Consider the following 19,809-nt stretch of genomic DNA (forward strand, 5'->3'; position numbering starts at 1 on the left):
TTTATAAATATTTTAAATGCAAACTTTCAAAAACTACAATAGAAAGAAAAAGAATCCAGATAAAGGGGCAATTTGGCATGATATAATAGAAGTTATTTACTGATATCTCGATTTTACATATAGGGTGTGATGTTTTGTGAAAGCGTTAATTGTTGATGATGAGCACCTGGCATTGCTTCACTTTAAAAATATGCTTGAACGGACAAACGCCTTTCAATCTATTATGGCGTATCAAGATCCGATTGAAGTACTGGAGCATCCTGAGGTTGCTGCTGTAGATGCAGTGTTTCTTGATATTGAAATGCCGGGGGTAAATGGCATTGAACTTGCTGAAACGATTCAATCGATGAATGAGAATATCCAAGTCGTTTTCATCACGGCCTATAATGAATTCGCTATCAAAGCGTTTGAGCTGAATGCTATTGATTATTTGTTGAAGCCTGTTATTTACAAGCGGCTTGAGACAACTGTTGAGCGAATCAGAACGAATAACAAGCTTAGAGCATCTATGGAAAATACCGAGGCGCATTATTTGATCCAATGTTTTGGGAACCTGCAGTTTCATCAGATCTTAAAGGAAGTCAAAACAAACATTCCCGTCAAGTGGAGAACGTCCAAAGCACGCGAAATATACACCTTTTTACTTCATAATCAAGGGCGTGTTGTCAGTAAAGACACGCTAATCGATCTTTTTTGGCCTAATTATGATGTCTCAAAAGCAAGCACCCAACTCTACTCTACCATTTATCAGATAAGGAAATTGCTCAGCCAGATCCCTTTCAGCCAAACAATCGAGAAGACCGACACAGGGTATATTCTTCGACTTTCAGGCGCAAAAATCGATGTTGTGGAATGGGAACAGTCACTAAAAGAGGCGCCCCCGCTCAATACAGCTACATTACATCTGCACATGGATATTTTCATGTCCTATCAAAATCATTATCTGATGGAGCATGGCTATTTGTGGGCAGAACCGGAAAAGACGCGTCTAGTCCAGCTTTGGCTAGGAAAGGCTTATGAACTGATCGATTTTCTCATTCGTGAAATGAAAGATCATCAAGCGATGGACATTTGCCTGCAGGCCGAGAAAATGGAGCCTTTTGATCATAAAATTATGCAATATAAGCTGCAGCTATTTAACAAAAGCGGGAAGGTAGAAGAGGCGATAAAAGAATATCAGCGCTACAAACAAATGAAGGATCAAATTAATTAAAGTATAAATATAGCAAAAATCCATCTCCAGCCAGTGTGTGTCGATTGCCCTATCGAAGCACACTGGTTTTCTTTTTGTACATGTCATCTTCATGGAAAACCCTCGCCATACGTCTCCATTGAAACTTTAAATCTCCAATTCATTCAGTTTTAGTTGTACAGAATTTGTATAGTTCCATTTCATACAATGTAGTTTGGTTCAGCTTCGTTTTTAAACTCATTCGGCATTAGCAATGGGGGGATGAGACATGATTCTATGGTCTCGCGGATCAATCGGCAAGTGAAAAATAGATATGAAAGGGAGGAATGGAAAGTTGAGAGCGAGGAGTTTTCCCTTAGGGCTGAAGAAAAGCGGGCGGATATTCATGATCATAAGCCTGGCCATCTTTTTCTTCTTCAGCCAGATTGCCAGCTATACTCTTACAGCAGAGGCTGTGGGCGTATCAGCAAGCGACAGACAATTTTTCGATTCAGTGACAGTCAAAGACAGGAATCAGCAGGTTGTTGACGGGTCAAAAGGAAACGAACCGGCATTATCGCCGGGGGATGAAGTGACACTGACATATGATTGGTCATTAAAACATGATAAAGAAGCAGTAAGCGAACAGGACATCAATGTGGAGATACCTAAAAGCTTTACATTTGATAAAGGTGCAGAAGGTGAGATCAAATCTGCTGATCAGGTCATCGGCAGCTATCAAGTGCCAGCGGGCAGCAGCACTCTGACGGTGAAATTAAAAAGTGCAACCGCGGATTCTCCTGATGCCAAGGGGACCATCACACTGCCAGCTAAGTTTACTGCAGATGTAAAAGACGATGAACATACAGTAGCGGCCCTTTTTCAACTAGGGGGAGGCAACACCCAGCAGGTGATCATCCCTGTCAAGAAAGATGAGACACCAGATGCCGAGGCGGAAGAGCCAAAAAACGACTCTTCTGATACTGCGGGTGATCAGAAAGGGACAGATGACAAATCTGCACCTTCAGTCAGCAAGGATCAAAAAGAAGAGGAACCAAAACCATCGGCAGACTCTAAGAGCAGTGATTCTCCTAAGAGCGATGATTCAAAAAAAGTGTCATCCTCAAGTCAATCAGCTTTCAGAAGTCTGGAAACTGAAGAAAAACAAATCACGCAACATATTCTAACCGGCGTGACATTGACGGACGAAAACGGAAAGCCATATGACAAGGGCAATCGCGCCGATACGAATTCTCCGGTGAAAATTTCAATTGATTGGGCTATTCCTGACGATTTAGGAAAAACAATCAATGCCGGCGATAAATATGAATTTGATTTGCCTAAAGAATTTATTATGCATAATGATATTTTGAACCTGCCGTTAGGCGTCGGAGACACCACCTACGGGACATTTTCTATTGATACGAACGGACATGTGGTGATGACATTTAACGGCGAGGTAAAAGAAAGTTCTAATGTCAAAGGCACATTGGTTATCAATACGCAGTTCAATGAGAAAAAAATAACGGGATCGACAACACAAAAGATTCCATTCCCTGTAAATTCCGATACGCCTGAAACAACGGTTTATTTTAAGCCAAATGTGAGTAAAACCATTGATAAATCAGGTGTTCTGGATAAAGGCATCAACCCCGGTAAAGTAACATGGACGGTCGATGTCAATAAAAAATTGGATCAAGTCAAAAATGCCAAACTCACGGAAAGCCTTCCAGAGGGTTTAATCTACCGTTCAGTTAAAGTGTATGAACTCAATGTGAACATTGATGGTTCTGTCAGCAAAGGAAATGAAGTTTCTTCCGGCTACAGCGTTGATTCAAAAGGAAATGTCTCATTTGATGGGACAATTGATTCAGCCTACCGCCTTGTATATGAAACTGACATTGACAATAGTGCGAAGCCGAGTGAAGGCGGAAATCTAACGCTGACGAACAAGGCGGCATTCAGCGGAGACAACCTGGAACCCATTTCTGCCGAAGCCACTGTTGCAGCCAAATATGGAAAAATGATTGCGAAATCATCGACAGGCTATGATGGAGAATCTCAAACATTCAGCTGGGCTCTTTCATACAACTACGGTGAGAAACAGATCGATCAATCCAAGGCCAGCATTAAAGATTCTTTTGGAACTGGCGATTTGCACCTTGTGAAAGATTCCTTGAAGGTTATTCCTATTACCTTTGGACAGAACGGCAGCGAGCAAGCGGGAACGCCTTTAAAGGAAGGCGAGGACTATACGCTGATCGATAATGGAAGCGGATTTGAAGTCAAATTTAATAAAACCATTACCAGCGCTTACAAAATCACATATCAAACAAAGGTCAACAGCGGAGTGATCATTGATAAATCGACAACATACACCAACAGCGTGGTGACCGGAACAGGTGATTCAAAAGAAGCTTCTGGAATAGCCATTCAACAGAACCTCATCAAAGGGTATTCAAATGTTGATTATGAGAAGAAGACGGCTGATTGGACGATTACAGTTAATAAAAACAAATATGAGATGAACAATTGGATGCTGGATGACCAATTCGAAAGCGGCGGATTGGTTCTGATTGATGACTCGTTCAAAATTCAAGACATAACGAACAACAAAACATTGCAGAAAGACAAAGATTACACGTTGACAAAAAAACCCGATCATAAAGGCTTTACTTTGGCATTGATCGGAGATTACGCAAAAACCGACAGTCAATTTAAGATTACTTACACAACAACATTCAATGCTGATTATTCTAACGAAAGCGTCAAGAATACAGCTCAGTCAACATGGACTGATCAAAACGGCAACGAGCGCACGAATAAGGTATCAAGCGGTTTTACGCCGAATCATCAGACTACAAACAATGGTTTCAAAAACGGTTCATACAACGCGGTTTCAAAGGAAATCACGTGGAAAATCGGCGTCAATTATAATGGCGAGCCGACGAAAAACCCTTATATCAAAGATGTCATAACAGATCCTCAGCAATTTGTGCCGGGTTCCGTTGTGGTCAAGAGCTATACGATCAATAAAAACGGCTCCATCACAGAAGGAGACGCACTTGATCCTTCCAAGTATGATGTCGAAGAACCTTCTGCGAATAATAAACGCACTCTGACGGTACACCTTAAAACAGGTGATTCTGTACCATATCTGATTGAGTTTAAGACATCACTCAAGGGGCAGGTCATTGATCAGAACCAGTACACAAATAAAGCGACATACCATAATGACGGTTATGCAGACCGCACGTTGACGGGCTCTGTTTCAGTTACGAACGGAGGAAATCTGGTTTTCAAAGGCGGCAAACAAAATGGAAGCTACATCGATTGGAACATTAATGTCAACTCCAGCCAATCAACGCTGGATGACGTAAAAGTTACTGACACGCCGGATGAAAATCAAATACTAGATGCAGATTCTTTTAAAGTATATCAAGCAAAATATGATGAAAACGGTGTGGTCAAAGACAGCAGCGGAAATCTGACCGCGGGCGATGTCGAGCTTCAAAAAGACAAAGATTACACGTTAGACATCAAAACCAACAATACAACAGGTGAACAATCGTTTGTCCTGACATTCATAGGCAGCTATAAGCAAATTGACCGTGCCTATTTGATCAAATACCGTTCTCTGATTAACATAGCCGGAACGAACGGCCACGTTAAAAATAAGGTGTCCATTTCAGGAACAAATGTGAAAGAACAGACTCAGGAAAACAGCAGCTCGATCTTTGTTGCCATTTCAAGCGGCGACGGTTCCGGATCTGGAGAAAAAGGAAGCCTGACGATCTTTAAAACAGGTGAGGACGATAAAGCTCTAGAAGGAGCAGACTTTCAATTATGGTCTGAGGACGCCAAGCAGCTCCTGCGCAAGGGCACGACAGATGCTGGCGGGAAGCTTACATTCGGAAATATCCGCTACGGTTCCTACGTATTAAAAGAAGTAAAAGCGCCTGACGGATATACGATCAGCGATGCTTATGTAAAAGGGGTCCCTGTAAAGATAGACAGCAATTCCTCTAAGACAGGAGCGCTGTACAAAGTCGTAAATCAACAGAACAAGGTGACGCTTATCAAACAAGATGAACAACATAAGCCTTTGGCGGGTGCTGTTTTCAAGCTGGAGAAAAAGTCAAATGACGGCACCTATACTCTCATACGAACTGATATAAAATCTGATAAAAACGGAAAAGTGGAAATGAACGGTTTGCCGGCGGGCTACTATCGCCTGACAGAAACGAAAGCTCCGGCAGGCTTTATCGTGAATACAAAAGCGATTCACTTCTCCATCGCAAAGAATGAACAGAATCAAGTGTCCGACGTTAATTTGGGAGCAATGACCAACTACCAAGGAAAAGTCTCTCTGACGAAGGAAAATGCTGAGGGCGAGAAACTTGAAGGCGCAGTATTCAACATTGTCGATCAGGATGAAAATACCGTTCAAGAGGGGCTGACCTCGAATAAGGACGGAAAAATAGAGGCTTCGGGCCTTGCACCGGGACGCTACGCTTTTGTTGAAACGAAAGCGCCAGCCGGCTATGTGCTGAACACGGAGAAAAAAGAATTTACGATCTCAGAATCAGCAGCAGGAAAGCCAGAATCCGCAGATGCCGGGATTGCCGTGAACGATAAAGGTGCAGTTGAGTTAATGAAGGAAGATGGCGACGGCCAGAAACTTGAAGGAGCCGTCTTTAAGATTATCGATAAGGAAGGGAAAACGGTTCAAGAAGAGCTGGCATCGGATAAAAACGGTAGAGTCACAGCTTCAGGCCTTGCGCCGGGCCGCTATGCTTTTGTCGAAACAAAAGCGCCATCCGGCTATGTGTTAAACACGGAAAAAATAGAGTTCACGATTTCTGAATCAGCAGCAGGAAAGCCTGAACCAGCAAAAGCCGGGATCGCGATTAACCATAAAGGCTCTGCTCAGCTGACGAAGGAAAATGCTGAAGGCCAAAAACTTGAAGGAGCCGTCTTTAAAATTATTGACCAGGAAGGAAATACAGTTCAAGAAGAGCTGACTTCCGATAAAGACGGGAACATCACAGCTTCAGGCCTTGCGCCGGGCCGTTACGCCTTTGTTGAAACAAAAGCGCCATCCGGTTATGTGTTAAACACAGAGAAAAAAGAGTTTACCATTTCTGAATCAGCAACAGGAAAGCCAGAACCTGCTGAAGCCGGGATTGTCGTGAATGATAAAGGCTCGGTTCAGCTGATGAAAGAAGATCAAGATGGAAAAGGCTTAGCAGGCGCAGTATTCAAAATCACTGACAGCAATGGGGAAACTGTGAGAGACGATCTAGTCTCAAAAGAAGACGGCAAAATTGAAGTTGACGGGTTAGCACCGGGAAGCTATCAATTTATTGAAAAAGAGGCGCCGGATGGATATCTTTTATCCGAAAAACCAGTGTCATTCACCATTAAAGCTGAATATAGCGGCAAACCTGAACAAGTGAAAGTGACAGCGGTTAATACCAAGAACCTTGTTGTTCTCACCAAAGTGGATCAGCATGATAAAAATAAAGTTCTGCAAGGCGCGGAGTTCAATCTGACAGACGCCAACGGAAAAGTGCTGAAATCCGGCTTGACGACGGATGAAAAAGGTCAAATTACCGTGCACGGCCTTAAAGCTGGCGAATATCAGTTTGTCGAAACAAAAGCGCCTAAGGATTATCATTTGGATCAAACACCTATATCGTTCAAGATCACAAATACAGAAACGAAACCAATCGACATCACCGTGGAGAACATATTGGCACCAGGTGACGTGAATGTGACGAAAGTGGATCAAGACGATAAAAATACAGTTTTGGCGGGCGCTGAATTCAAGTTATTGGACGCAAGCGGCAAGCCTGTAAAAACTGACGGCTTTGGCAAAGAGCTGCCTGAACTCTGGAAAACAGATAATAAGGGGCAGTTCACAGTAAAAGGCCTTGCGCCGGGAAGCTATCAGTTTATTGAAACGAAGGCACCCGAAGGTTACAAACTAGATGAAACACCGATCGAATTCACAATTGAAAAAGGACAGTCAAAAGCTGTAGAGATCGTTGTTTCTAATCAAAAAGTAAAAATGCCAACACCTGACAAACCTGCACCGGGTGGAAATGTGAAGGAAGATGGACATCATTCGAAAACCAATGGTACATCGGGTGATTCGAAAACAGAAAATCCTCTTCCGAAAACTGGAGATTCGGACAGCACGCTGACAGTAATGATCGGTATTCTGCTGCTTATGGCAGGCGGAGGCTTAGCTGTTGCCTCAAGAAAGAAGCAAAGAAAGGGATAAATATGAAAGCACCTGATCATTGAAGAATCGATCAGGTGCTTTTTTAAAAGTGACACAGCTCTTTTTGAATGAAGCATAAGAAAGGAATTTTTTGCATGTACAAGAAAATGATCATTACGTTGTTCATTCTTTTCGGACTGTTGCTTATCTGTTCCCCTTTTTTGAAAGGAGGAATCATAGTCTATCTTAGCAAAAGCCAGAATGAGTCGGCATTAACTGTGGAGCAGCTGAAAAAAAATAATGAGAAAGAAGCTGCTTTTGAATTTGACTCAATCCAGCCGCCTGATTTGATGGAAGCCATAAAGGCTGGCTTTGATCACGATCAGAAAGCGATCATCGGACGGATAACCATTAAAAGTGTCGATCTGGAGCTTCCGATCCTAAAAGGCACTACCAACGAAAATCTTCTGATCGGGGCGGCAACAATGCGCCCGGATCAGAAAATGGGCGAGGGGAATTATCCGTTGGCGGGCCATCATCTGAAGCAAAAGAGTCTTCTGTTTGGACCTCTGTTGAATATAAAAAAAGGCGCCAAAATTGTGATTACAGATTTTAAAAAAGACTATATTTACTCAGTGACATCAACAGAAACGATTTCAGAAATACATGCAGATGTGATTCAGAATACAAAAGAAAAGGAAATTACGTTAATTACCTGTGACAAAGCTGTGGAAACGAAAGGACGTCTAGCAGTTAAAGGGAAATTGATTGATGCTGTCGGCCATACAGATGATATCAATAGCGAAATGTAAGTTTCTTGATGTCTTTCTTTTGCAGTGGATATTTACAGAAAAAAGACTGCCGTTTCCTAACGGCAGTCTTTTTTAATGCAGAACATATTTCTTCAAAATGTCCATTGTGATGCTTTTCGCTTCTGTTCCGGTTCCGTCAATGTTCGTCACGAAGCTGTACGCCCCGTGCTCGGTTTTAACAAAGCCGGCATACCAGCCGATGCCTGAGCCAGAACCGGTTTTTCCATAAAGCGTATAGTGGTCTTCGTCTTCTTGAATCATCATCCGTTTTACCGTCTTCATGACGCTTTTGTCAAATGGTAGTTTTTCTTTGTATAACGATTCCATAAAATCTGTTTGTTCTAAAGGAGAGATTTTGAGAGTGCTGCTTAGCCAGAATTGATCAATTCCGCCGCTGATGTCTTGGTTGCCGTAACCTGTTTTTTCAATCCATTCCTTCATTCGCTCTTCTCCGATGTCCCGGGCCATTGCTTGGTAATACCAAACCACTGAATATCTCATAGCAGAGCCGAGCGTATGGTCTTGGTTCCAAACGTCAAGTTCCCGTTTCACGCCATCCCAGTATTTGATATCATATTCATCTTTAACAGCGCCTGTTTCTAATCCGATAAGCGCATTAGGAACTTTAAACGTCGACTGCGGCGCAAATCTTTGTTTTGCGCGCTGATCGTTGTAGACGAATGTTTTTTCGTTTTTTAAATCCCGCAAGATAAAAGTGCCGTCGTGATCTGTGAAAAACTCATCAACCTTCAGCTTTTTCGAATTTATGTTTTTCTCTGCAGCTTCAGCTTCTGTAGGTGTCTGTAAACTTGATGTCATGAGGAGAGCCGCACCGATAAGTGATAAAAAGAGTGCTTGCATCTTTCCCTTGCTCAATATCTTCACCTCAGAAATTTTTTATATGTTTTGCTTAAACGCCTCAATCAGTTTTGTTCCTGTATAGCCCTCTTTTACAAGGGACTCCAGAATGGTTTCAGTGCCTTGCTGTTTTCTTGTCACCATTTGTCCGTAGATTAAAACCTGTATGCTTTCTTCCAGCTTGACAATATTTTTCACTGCCGCTGTCAGCTGGGCGGGGCGGTTGCTTTTTTTCGTGATCGTTACAAATACTTTGGCTTCAGTTTGGCTGTTTTGAAGCTGTTCAAAAAAAGACAGGTGTTCTTTCGATACAAGCGCTTCAATCAGCCAGTGGTTTTCACCGTCTTCTTTATTTATAATCAGTCCGTCAATTAGGGGAAACTGTTCAATTGATTTTTCTTCCTTGTCCACTCGTTCCACATTCAGGTCAACCAGTTTAAAGGTTTTCATTTCTTTTCTCACCCCGATTACTTCCAAAGATTTCTTGCCTTCCATTATAACATAAACTTTTTAGAGGAAAAAACGCTGCAATGCCGGGGCTAAAGAATTTCATATTGGTGAAACATTTAATAATTTCTATTTTTTCATTATACTGTAACTGACTATGGATTACGGAGAGATGTGTATGAATCAATTTCGTTTAAAAGAAATTTACATTGACGGCACTCCTTCTGAAAACCGTTTGATTCAAAAGGATGAAGCATATATATTAAGCCGTAAAGAAGTTTTTGAAGTCCATTTGAACAAAAAAGGGAGGATGAGTTTTTTATACGAAACACACGACGGCATGGAGCAGTATAAAATTGAGGTGTCATTGCCGGAAAAAAAACTGAGCTTTCAGTGGTTTGCATGGGATGGTTCTTCCTATGTGTGCATGAATACGCAAAATTGGCTGACAAAGCAAATCTTTTTCCGGTTTTTAAAAAGTACATATTTCTTTAAAGGGAAAAAACAAAAGATGTTTTTAGCTGAAGGAAAAATGAAAACGAAAGATAAAAACAGAGGCTGAAAGTCATTTTTAAGCGTTTTTCTTTTCTCATTGCATCATCTACAATACATATAACCGCAAGGAGAGGAGGAATCGCATGTTCAATCAGGTCATGCTAGTCGGACGTCTTACAAAAGATCCTGAGCTTCGCTACACTTCCGCCGGTGCGGCAGTTGCACACGTTACGCTCGCGGTAAACCGCAGCTTCAAAAATGCTTCAGGTGAAATCGAGGCCGATTACGTCAATTGCACACTTTGGAGAAAAACAGCTGAAAACACGGCGTTGTATTGCCAAAAAGGTTCTCTCGTCGGCGTAAGCGGGCGGATCCAGACAAGGAGCTATGAAAACGCAGAAGGCGTTAACGTGTATGTAACGGAAGTGTTGGCTGATACTGTTCGTTTTATGGACCCTAAACCCCGGGAAAAAACGGCCGATTGACATAACCCCTGCTCCTCCCGATTTCTATCCATTCACGATTATCCGGATCTCCGCATCATCCCCTCAAAACTGACCAGTCGACCAGACTGGTTTTTCTTTTTAGGAAAAATTGGTTCTCAAGATGCATTTTTGCTTAAATTCACTTAATAATGTTGATTGTAATTGAGTAAAAACTTATAATTACTTAAAGATGAATGCTAAGAAAAGGAATGAGGGCGTGTACCAAGAAGAAAGATTAGTAGCGATTTTGGATTTTTTAAAACAGCATAACCGAATTACAACGGAGCAGATCTGTACGCTCCTTCAAGTGTCAAGGGATACAGCGAGACGGGATCTTGTGAAGCTGGAGGAACAGAATGCCATCATCCGCACAAGGGGTGGTGCCATTTTGCCGACTGTGCATCAGAAAATTCAAAGTTATTCAGGCCGATTGAAAACAGTGTCCGAGGAAAAAAACAAGATCGGCAGGCTTGCCGCATCGCTCATTCATGATGGTGACCGGGTGATTTTAGACGCCTCTACAACCGTTCAGGCATGTGCAAAGCATTTGAATGCGGATGATTGTACGGTGATTACCAACTCGATTAATCTCGCGGAAGTGCTGTCCGATAAAGAGGGAATTGAAATCTATCTGCTCGGGGGCAAGCTGGAAAAGGAGCACCGGTTTCTGTACGGCGCCTCAGTGATTGAAAAGCTTTCAAGCTATCACGTCGATAAAGCGCTGATCGGTGTGGTTGGCATTTCCGAGCATGGCATTACAATTGCGCATGAAGAAGATGGCATGGTAAAGCGAAAAATGATTCAGCAGGCAAAGCAGGTGATCGCGCTTGCAGATCATTCGAAGCTGGGGAGCACCAGTTTTTATCAGTATGCGGAGCTGAGTGAAATCGATCTGTTGATCACAGACAGGCTGCCGAATCAGGCGTTTTGTGACTTGCTTGACCGTAACGGTGTGGAACTTCTCGTGACAGAGCAGGATGAAGGAAAGGGCTGACAAACGTGAAATTAATTGCGATTGACTTAGATGGAACCTTACTCAACAGCAAGCATCAGGTAAGCTTGGAAAATGAAAATGCGCTGCGTCAGGCGCAGAAAGACGGCATTGAAGTAGTGGTGTCAACTGGGCGCGCTTATTTTGATGTTGAATCGATTTTTGAGCCGCTCGGGATCAAAACGTGGGTCATCAGCGCAAACGGCGCCGTCATTCACGATCCTGACGGCAGGCTTTATCATCAGGAAACCATTGAGAAACAACGGGCGTATGACATTCTCTCATGGCTTGAGTCAGAAAACTATTACTACGAGGTATTCACAGGTTCAGCCATTTATACGCCACAAAACGGGAGAGAGCTTCTTGATGTTGAGCTGGACCGATTCAGAAGCGCGAATCCGGAAGCAGATCTTTCTGTCCTTATGCAGGCGGCCGAGGTGCAATACAGCCAATCCGGCTTCGCTTACATTGGCTCGTTTCAAGAGCTGTTTGAGGCTGATCAGGAGATCGACTTTTATAATATTCTCGGTTTTTCTTTCCTCAAAGAGAAGCTTGAGGCAGGCTGGAAAAGATATGAGCATGCTGAAGATTTGACGCTTGTCAGTTCGGCTGAGCATAACTTTGAGCTTTCTGCCCGCAAAGCTTCCAAGGGGCAGGCGCTGGAGAGGCTTGCGGAACGGCTGAATATTCCGATCGAAGAAACCGCAGCTGTAGGTGACAGTTTAAATGACAAATCGATGCTGGAGGCTGCGGGAAAAGGTGTAGCGATGGGCAATGCGCGGGAAGATATCAAAGCGATCGCTAATGCTGTCACCTTGACCAATGACGAACACGGTGTCGCACATATGATTAAGAATTTGCTGTAGGTTTATATGCTGCACCAAACGTGCATCCTGTTGATAACCGGCGTAACGGATTCTTTGGAAATCCGGCGTGACGGCTATGAACGGAAAAAAGCTGGCTCTTTCAGGAGCCAGCTTTTTTTATAGTCAATTATTGCGCTGAGGCGCTCAATGTAAACAATTCTTCGAGTTCCTGTGTGGAAAGCTCGGTAATCCAGTTTTCACTTTGGATAATTTGGTCGTTTAGGGTTTGCTTCGATTCGAGCATGACATCAATTTTTTCTTCGATTGTTCCCGTTGTAATCATTTTATGAACGTGGACAAAGCGCTCCTGGCCAATGCGGTATGCCCGGTCAGTCGCTTGATTTTCAACCGCCGGGTTCCACCATCTGTCATAATGGATGACGTGATTGGCGGCGGTCAAATTAAGTCCGGTGCCTCCAGCTTTGAGTGAAAGAATGAGTGTCGGGTATTCTTTCTTCTGGAATCTCTCAACGAGTGAATCCCGCTCTTGCTTGGAGAGGCTCCCGTTTAGAAATTGCACAGGTTCGCCGAACGTTTTTTCAAGCAGCCTTTTCATCATGTTCCCCATCTGAATGTATTGCGTGAAAATGAGGCAGCTTTCGTTTTGGGCGCGAATCGCTGTCATGAGTTCCAGCAATTTTTCGAGCTTGACTGATCTGCCGGCCAGCAGCTCGGTTTGATCTTCTTTTAAATAGAGTGCAGGATGGTCGCAAATTTGCTTGAGCCGTCCGAGCATGCTGAGAATCAGCGCTTTTCGCTGCATGCCGGTCAGTGACGTCATATGGTCAAATGTGTCTTTGACAAGCTGTTCATAAAGTGACGCCTGTTCGGCTGAGAGCGGGATAAATTCTTTTTCTTCCAGCTTCTCAGGAAGATTAAGCGCGACCTCTTCATCCCGTTTCGTCCGCCGGAGAAGGAACGGCCGTATTAATTGCTGAAGCTGACCGATTCTCTTTTCGTCCCGGTCTTTTTCAATCGGCAGCACATACCGTTTATGGAAGCCTGTCAAACTGCCGAGGTAGCCTTTATTCATGAAGTCAAAAATGGACCACAGCTCGGTCAAACGGTTTTCCATTGGAGTCCCGCTCAGCGCGATATGGTGAAGCCCTTTGAGCTTTCTGATTGCGCGTGATTGTTTCGTATGCGCATTTTTAATATTTTGCGCTTCATCAAGGCAGATCGTGTTCCATGTCACAGAAGACAGCTCTTCAGCATCGGCATGCGACAGCCCGTATGAAGTGAGTACCACATCTGCGGTTTCGTAATGCGCAGCGAAATCATCACCCTTTGGACGGCGCGGCCCATAATGGAGCGCGACAGACAGATCAGGGGCAAAGGTTTGAAGCTCCCGCTGCCAGTTGCCGAGTACGGATGTCGGCGCAATAATCAAATTCGGCGTTTTTTGCCGGCCGCTTTCCTTCACGTGAAGGAAATAGGCGATCATTTGAATCGTTTTCCCAAGACCCATATCGTCAGCCAGACAGGCGCCAAAACCGCTTTCCCGCAGAAACAGCAGCCAGTTCATGCCGTATTTCTGATAAGGTCGGAGTGTCCCTTTGAAAGAAGGACTGACTTCGTGCTCCGGCAGGTTTTCCGCGGTAGTGAGCTTCCGAATCAGTGACCTAAGCTGTTTGGACAGATCAAATTGAATGCCGGCAAAAGCGGATGTATCAATCAGATCTGAATCCTCAAGCCCGCCTTCCTGCTGATCCATTAGCTCGCGGGCCAGAATATCAGACATGTGGAGTCCTTCTGATTCCGCTTTTTCCATCAGTCGCTTCATCTGTTTAATAAACTGCGGATCAATTTTCACCCATTGCCCGCGGATATTAACGAGGCGTCTGTTGCTGGCGACAAGCTCATTAAATTCAGCCTCAGTCAGCTCAATTCCATTTGTCGCAAACCGCCAGTTGAAATCAAGCAGCGCATTCATGCCGACAAATGACTCGCCGCGCGGGGCGGACGACACCTTTGCTTTCAGCATCATGCTGCTGTCTCTGACAATCTGCCACCAGGACGGGAGGAGAATTTCAATGCCCATATCGACAAGCGTCTCACTCGCTTCTGACAGGAAGATCCAGGCTTCTTCCTCTGAAATCAGTGTTGTCCCGGAATCAAATGAGAGCCACGGAACCGTTCTGTGAAAGCGGTCCTGTTCACGCGCGATTTTATCGCTGTATGCCTGCCACGATCTTTTGAGGCTCTTCAGCCCGTCAAAGAATTCAACAGCGCTGCTCTTTTTATCGCGTAAAAACATTTCGATTTTCCAATCGTCTCCGTCAAAGTCTGGTTCATTTAAGCGCAGGCCGACTGTAAATGGAGATTGATCGTCAATCCAGCCGATCCCTTCAAGAAAATCCTCTTCATCGAGAAAATGTCCGCGGAATGTCGTGACCGCAGGCGATTTCTCCTTGATGTGTTCCCATTTCTCCCGCAGGTCATCGTCGTATTGGATGTAGTCCTGCACTGCAGCGGAAAACCAATCCGCAGTAAAGCCATCCAGTATATTGTCGCGGTCCTTCCAGCGAAAAACACCGTTTGTCCATGCTTCATAGTCAGGCAGAAAATCGCCGTCTGCGATAAATTCATAGATGGTCGATGCCGCCTCGATCAGCGGCTCCGTTTCTTCAGTAAGCTGTACGGAGCTGAATGAGTTGAACGAGTTTTTGCCGAGAAGCTCTACAGTCATCCATGGAGAAAGCAAAACAGCGGTTGTCCCGATGAAGCTGACATCCTCAAGAAAGGTTCCGTAAAATGAGGATTCGTGCCATTGGAACAAATGCTTTTTCATATGGCTGTAGGGAAGAGGCTGCTCATTCTCATCAAAAGCTGAGAGTGTAAATGACCCATCTTCCATTTGTTCGACGTGAATGAGAATTTCTTTAAGACTCGCCATCAATCAACTTTCCTTTCTGCAGTTCTTCTTGAAGTGCGCGCAGGCGCTTATAATGCGAGCTCAGCTGCTGAATATACCGCTCCCACACCTTCAGTTTCTTCGCTTTTCTGTACAGGGTGCGCAATTTTTTCAAATACCGGGCGGCTTCCTTGTACGAGCTGCGGTTCTTCTGATCGATGAAAAAGGCCACTTCTCTGTGATAAGCCGGTATAAGCGCCTCCGGGTCGCTCGCTGCAATTTCCTTCAGCATGATTTTATCCATTTCATAGATGGAAAAGCCGACAAGGCTGTGAATCTCGATCCACTCGGCATATCGTTTTTTCTCATATAAATGATGGCTGTATTCTGTGAACGTATACGGCAGACAGCCCGCAGCATAGCGTTCAAACAGCGCTTGGTCATTGGTTTGCTTCACATAGGCATTCAGCAGAAGGAACAGCTCGCCGATTACGTCGCGAATCTCTTTAAACGGCTTATCCAGCTTCGTATAACCCATCGCAATCGGTTCAATCCGCTGGTACCATGTTTTCAGCCGTTTCCAATCCTTCTTGGCAGTGATTTCACTCAGCCACTGAAATGTATATGGCAGCGCTTCCGGCGGGAATTGATCAGCTTCCGCAAAAATAACGTCATCATTTTTCTGCAGGAATTCCAAATGTAGGCGGCCGAATTGCAATTCAGGAGAAAAACGCCGTCCGGCTTCTTTTTTCAAAATCTCCTGTTCGCGCGCCACCCATTTTGACCGCGACAGCAGCGCACTCCAAATTTCACCGAAGATGCGGATGCGTTCATATTGAAAAATTTCTTCTTTCAACAGCAAGTTTCGGACAACATCCGGTGTTTTTTCCAAAAATGGATCAAGCGCAAAAGACAGCGCGTATGTTTTTAATTTATCAATAGAGCTGTAGATTGTATCCATCAGCTGTTCAACGTACGGATTGAGGGAATAAAAGTCTTGCTCGGGGTTTAGCTTGCCCGCTTCAATCAATGTGAACATGCGAAGCCAAACCGCAATTGCGGAATGAATCTGATACAGGCTTTTCAGCTCCGGCTTGTTCGGCGCATGCTTTTTTAATGCGGACAGGTAGCCGTAATAGAGGCCCTGCATGTTTTGGCTGCCTTCCGGCGTGCGCGCCTGCCAGAGAGAAAACTCTGAATCAAAAAAAGAAAGCCAGCTTGAAAGCGATTCTTCATTAGGCAGCACCTTTTCCTGAAACTGGCGGCGGACGAGCTCTTTGCTTTCCTCAAGCTTTTCCCTCTCCAGCCAATACTCTGTAAAAGTACCCACTCGCTCGAACATTGCATATACATATAAAAACACAGCCAGCATATGGCGGCAGATTCTTCCGGACGGACATGAACAGCCGCTTTTGACTATAACAAACAAGTTCAATGTGACCCGCACAGGCACAACATCCTGCACATAAGCCGTAACTTCCGTCGGACTCACTGCTTGTAAACGATAGACTGAATCCTGCCGATATAAAATAAGGGCTTTTTTGATCAGCTGAACATTTTCCTCATTGTAAGGAAGAAGTTCTTTTAGCTGTTCAGCAGATGCCAGCACATCGTCTTTGGAAATCATATTCTGAAGCATGATTATCGCTCCTAACCGAGTCACGTAATAAAAAGATCCAATTTCTCTATTATATCGCAACCCATCGGCCTGAAAAAGTTTTTCCTAAAAAAGGACATAAAAAATGGGATGTGTCGAATGATGTATTAGAGATTGCAAATTGATAACCGGCATCATATAATAATCGTGTTTTCAACTTAATGGAAGCTGAAAGGAACAAAAAGATGAGTGAAAAGAAATTGAATCAAGAGGAATTTCTGAAAATTTTGATGCATGCACATGAAATTGGTGAGCGGTCATCTGAGATGACGACGAAGGAAATGCTTGAAAATTTGATTTCTCATATTAAAAATGGATATGCAACATAAGAATCCCGCACGCCTTTTGCGGGATTTTTTTTATGCGAGATTACGTGGCTGTCTGAATAGGAGAAAAAGAGGCAGCTTTGTCAAGACAATAAATATAGCGCTTACATAAAGATTCTCACCATATCGTTTTGTAAAAATTTGTCGAATATTGTCACGTGAAAAGCTGGAGAAATGCGGTTTCTACGTTGTATAATCGTAGATGGAAAAGGATGCTATAAGAGATTTGGAGGTATCATGGGAGAATCTACTAGTTTAAAAGAGATATTATCAACGTTAACAAAACGCATACTTTTGATTATGATTGTAACCGCAGCTGCCACTGCTGCCGGCGGACTCATCAGTTTCTTCGCACTTACACCCATCTATGAAAATTCAACTCAGATTCTGGTCAATCAATCGAAAAACGACCAAAAAGAAGTCCAATTTAACGATGTCCAAACCAATCTTCAGTTAATCAATACGTATAACGTCATCATTAAGAGCCCTGCGATTTTAGATGAAGTTATTAAAGAAATAGGCCTGTCGATGACATCTCAAGAGCTGAATGACAAAATTACCGTATCCAGCGAACAGGACTCCCAAGTGGTCAACATATCAGTCAGGGATGAAAACGCGGAAACAGCGGCTCATATTGCCAATACCATCGCATCTGTCTTTAAAGACAAAATCACATCCATTATGAATGTTGACAATGTCAGTATCCTGTCAAAAGCCGAGGTTTCAGAACATCCCTCACCTGTATCGCCAAAGCCGCTTCTTAACATTGCCATCGCGTTTGCGGCCGGATTGGCGGGAAGCATCGGACTGGCCTTCCTGCTTGAGCATTTGGATAATACGATCAAATCGGAAGAGCAGCTCGAATCCTTGCTGGACATACCGGTTTTAGGGACGGTTTCCACCATTGCGAATGAGCCGAAAACAGCGAAGAGCTTACACGGTATCCAATCTGAAAAAGCGGGGAGTGGACATTTTGGCGTTTAGAAAAAGCAGGGGCTCTTGGATGCGCAGGAATGTCATTGCGATGACAGAGCCGAAATCCTTGAACTCTGAACAATATCGGACGATTCGTACGAATATAGAATTTGCTTCAGTGGACCGCCAGATGAAATCAGTGATGATCACATCGGCCTGTCCCGGAGAAGGAAAATCAACGACGGCCGCTAACCTGGCTGTCGTATTTGCCCAGCAGGGAAAAAAAGTGCTCCTGATTGATGCTGATTTGCGAAAACCAACGGTACATACGGCCTTTCATCTAGAAAATATGATTGGCTTAACATCTGTTCTATTAAAGAAAAGCTCACTGGAACAGGCTGTACAAGCCTCAAATGAAAAACATCTTGAAGTGCTGACGAGCGGGCCGATCCCGCCAAACCCGGCCGAGCTACTCTCCTCGAAGTGGATGAAAGAGCTTGCAGACGAAGCGTGTGCGGCGTATGATATGGTCATTTTTGATACGCCGCCTATTCTCGCCGTAGCGGATGCACAGATTTTAGGCAACGTAGCAGACGGTTCTGTTTTGGTCATTTCAAGCGGAAAAACAGAAAAAGAACAAGCGGCAAAAGCAAAAGAGGCGCTCGAATCATGCAATAGCAAGCTCCTTGGGGCGATTATGAACGGCAAAAAGCTTTCGAAGCACTCTGAATACGGATATTACGGAAACAAGGAAAATTTCATACAAAATAAATAACGTGCATCTTGCCCGTTATTTATTTTTGCGAAAAAAGGGGGCTAAGACATGATAGATATTCACTGTCACATTCTTCCGGCAATGGATGACGGGGCAAGTGATTCAGCCGACAGCATAGAAATGGCAAGAGCCGCTGTTCGTCAGGGAATCCGGACCATCATTGCGACACCGCATCATAAGAACGGGATGTATGAAAACGAGCCAGCCGCAGTCAGAGAAGCGGCAGATCAGTTAAACAAACGTTTAATTAAAGAAGATATCCCTTTAACCGTGCTTCCGGGGCAGGAAATCAGAATTTACGGCGATTTGGAACGAGACCTTGCTGAACAGCAGCTGCTTTCGCTGAACGATACGAAATACATCCTGATTGAGTTTCCGTTTGATCAGGTTCCCCGATATGCGGAGCAGCTTTTTTATGATTTGCAGCTGAAAGGATATATTCCGGTTATCGCCCATCCTGAACGCAACAGGGAAATTCGCGAAAACCCGTCCTTGCTGTATCATCTTGTGGAAAAAGGAGCGGCATCTCAGATGACTTCAGGAAGTCTTGCGGGGACTTTCGGAAAACAGATGAAAGCATTTTCTCTCCGGCTGGCTGAAGCCAATTTGATTCATTTCGTAGCCTCAGATGCCCATAATGTGAAAACGAGAAACGTTCACAATCAAGAGGCCCTTTATATTCTAGAGAAAGAATTCGGTCCGGAATTTCCTTATTTGCTGACGGAAAACGCCGAGCTTCTTCTGCAAAATCAAACGATCTACAGGCAGCCCCCGCAACCGGTCAAAAGAAGAAAATTATTTGGGCTCTTTTAAACAGCCGGTTCTCATTTCACCACTTTCTTTCTGAGAGCGATATAATAGTATACTGTATGATTGAATCACATTTCAGAAATCTGTACAGGCTGTACCCGACAGGCTATGCGGGAGA

The 19,809-nt window shown here is 44.0% G+C and carries 15 protein-coding genes; 11 read left to right on the forward strand and 4 right to left on the reverse strand.

Translation table 11 applies throughout. From position 1 onward, the window contains the following. Positions 1-136 precede the first annotated feature (136 nt). From KHQ79_RS05900 to KHQ79_RS05910, 3 genes are all read left to right on the forward strand, one after another. Positions 137-1,213, forward strand: a complete 1,077-nt coding sequence (locus KHQ79_RS05900; protein WP_225514385.1) for a response regulator — start codon at positions 137-139, stop codon at positions 1,211-1,213. Positions 1,214-1,526: 313 nt separating this feature from the next. Then, positions 1,527-7,460 carry a SpaA isopeptide-forming pilin-related protein gene (locus tag KHQ79_RS05905; RefSeq protein WP_225514387.1) on the forward strand — a complete coding sequence of 1,978 codons (5,934 nt, stop codon included), beginning with the start codon at positions 1,527-1,529 and terminating at the stop codon, positions 7,458-7,460. 95 nt (positions 7,461-7,555) lie between these two features. Beyond that, on the forward strand, positions 7,556-8,212 hold the full coding sequence (locus KHQ79_RS05910) for a class A sortase (RefSeq protein WP_019259684.1): 657 nt from the start codon (positions 7,556-7,558) through the stop codon (positions 8,210-8,212). A 72-nt stretch (positions 8,213-8,284) separates the two neighbouring features. On the opposite strand, the gene blaOXA is transcribed toward KHQ79_RS05910, so the two are convergent. Then, a complete protein-coding gene (blaOXA, locus tag KHQ79_RS05915; protein ID WP_060399663.1) occupies positions 8,285-9,088 on the reverse strand; it encodes a class D beta-lactamase in 804 nt (267 codons plus the stop codon). Positions 9,089-9,109: 21 nt separating this feature from the next. Continuing rightward, positions 9,110-9,520, reverse strand: coding sequence for a YwpF-like family protein (locus KHQ79_RS05920; RefSeq protein ID WP_032731815.1), 411 nt, complete (start codon positions 9,518-9,520; stop codon positions 9,110-9,112). A 175-nt stretch (positions 9,521-9,695) separates the two neighbouring features. On the opposite strand from KHQ79_RS05920, the gene KHQ79_RS05925 reads away from it, so the two are divergent. The 4 genes from KHQ79_RS05925 (at position 9,696) to KHQ79_RS05940 (ending at position 12,354) form a co-directional block, all read left to right on the forward strand. Further along, the gene (locus tag KHQ79_RS05925; protein WP_019259681.1) at positions 9,696-10,079 is read left to right on the forward strand and encodes a hypothetical protein; all 384 of its coding nucleotides are present in this window, start codon (positions 9,696-9,698) and stop codon (positions 10,077-10,079) included. Positions 10,080-10,155: 76 nt separating this feature from the next. Continuing rightward, positions 10,156-10,497 (forward strand): single-stranded DNA-binding protein SsbB, encoded by a 342-nt coding sequence (gene ssbB / locus KHQ79_RS05930; RefSeq protein WP_003235640.1) that lies wholly within the window; start codon positions 10,156-10,158, stop codon positions 10,495-10,497. A gap of 217 nt (positions 10,498-10,714) precedes the next feature. After that, entirely contained in the window at positions 10,715-11,491 is a 777-nt protein-coding gene (glcR, locus tag KHQ79_RS05935; RefSeq protein WP_003221778.1) for a transcriptional regulator GlcR, read from the forward strand. A 5-nt stretch (positions 11,492-11,496) separates the two neighbouring features. Continuing rightward, the gene (locus KHQ79_RS05940) at positions 11,497-12,354 is read left to right on the forward strand and encodes a Cof-type HAD-IIB family hydrolase (protein WP_225514389.1); all 858 of its coding nucleotides are present in this window, start codon (positions 11,497-11,499) and stop codon (positions 12,352-12,354) included. A gap of 127 nt (positions 12,355-12,481) precedes the next feature. On the opposite strand, the gene KHQ79_RS05945 is transcribed toward KHQ79_RS05940, so the two are convergent. Further along, a complete protein-coding gene (locus tag KHQ79_RS05945) occupies positions 12,482-15,250 on the reverse strand; it encodes a DEAD/DEAH box helicase (protein ID WP_225514391.1) in 2,769 nt (922 codons plus the stop codon). Beyond that, positions 15,237-16,847, reverse strand: coding sequence for an SWIM zinc finger family protein (locus KHQ79_RS05950; protein WP_119914368.1), 1,611 nt, complete (start codon positions 16,845-16,847; stop codon positions 15,237-15,239). The genes KHQ79_RS05945 and KHQ79_RS05950 overlap by 14 nt, the downstream gene beginning before the upstream one ends. Positions 16,848-17,050: 203 nt before the next feature. Here KHQ79_RS05950 and KHQ79_RS05955 point away from each other — a divergent pair, with 203 nt between their 5' ends. The 4 genes from KHQ79_RS05955 (at position 17,051) to KHQ79_RS05970 (ending at position 19,694) form a co-directional block, all read left to right on the forward strand. Beyond that, the gene (locus KHQ79_RS05955; RefSeq protein ID WP_003221769.1) at positions 17,051-17,194 is read left to right on the forward strand and encodes a YwzD family small protein; all 144 of its coding nucleotides are present in this window, start codon (positions 17,051-17,053) and stop codon (positions 17,192-17,194) included. 234 nt (positions 17,195-17,428) lie between these two features. Beyond that, on the forward strand, positions 17,429-18,175 hold the full coding sequence (gene tkmA / locus KHQ79_RS05960; protein ID WP_003235634.1) for a protein-tyrosine kinase activator TkmA: 747 nt from the start codon (positions 17,429-17,431) through the stop codon (positions 18,173-18,175). Beyond that, positions 18,165-18,881 (forward strand): CpsD/CapB family tyrosine-protein kinase, encoded by a 717-nt coding sequence (locus KHQ79_RS05965; protein ID WP_029316917.1) that lies wholly within the window; start codon positions 18,165-18,167, stop codon positions 18,879-18,881. Before tkmA ends, KHQ79_RS05965 begins: the two co-directional genes overlap by 11 nt. A 48-nt stretch (positions 18,882-18,929) precedes the next feature. Then, a complete protein-coding gene (locus KHQ79_RS05970) occupies positions 18,930-19,694 on the forward strand; it encodes a tyrosine-protein phosphatase (RefSeq protein WP_003235632.1) in 765 nt (254 codons plus the stop codon). Positions 19,695-19,809 lie beyond the last annotated feature (115 nt).

The sequence above is a fragment of the Bacillus sp. TSO22 genome (assembly GCF_020223595.1).
GTDB classification, from domain to species: Bacteria; Bacillota; Bacilli; order Bacillales; family Bacillaceae; genus Bacillus; species Bacillus inaquosorum.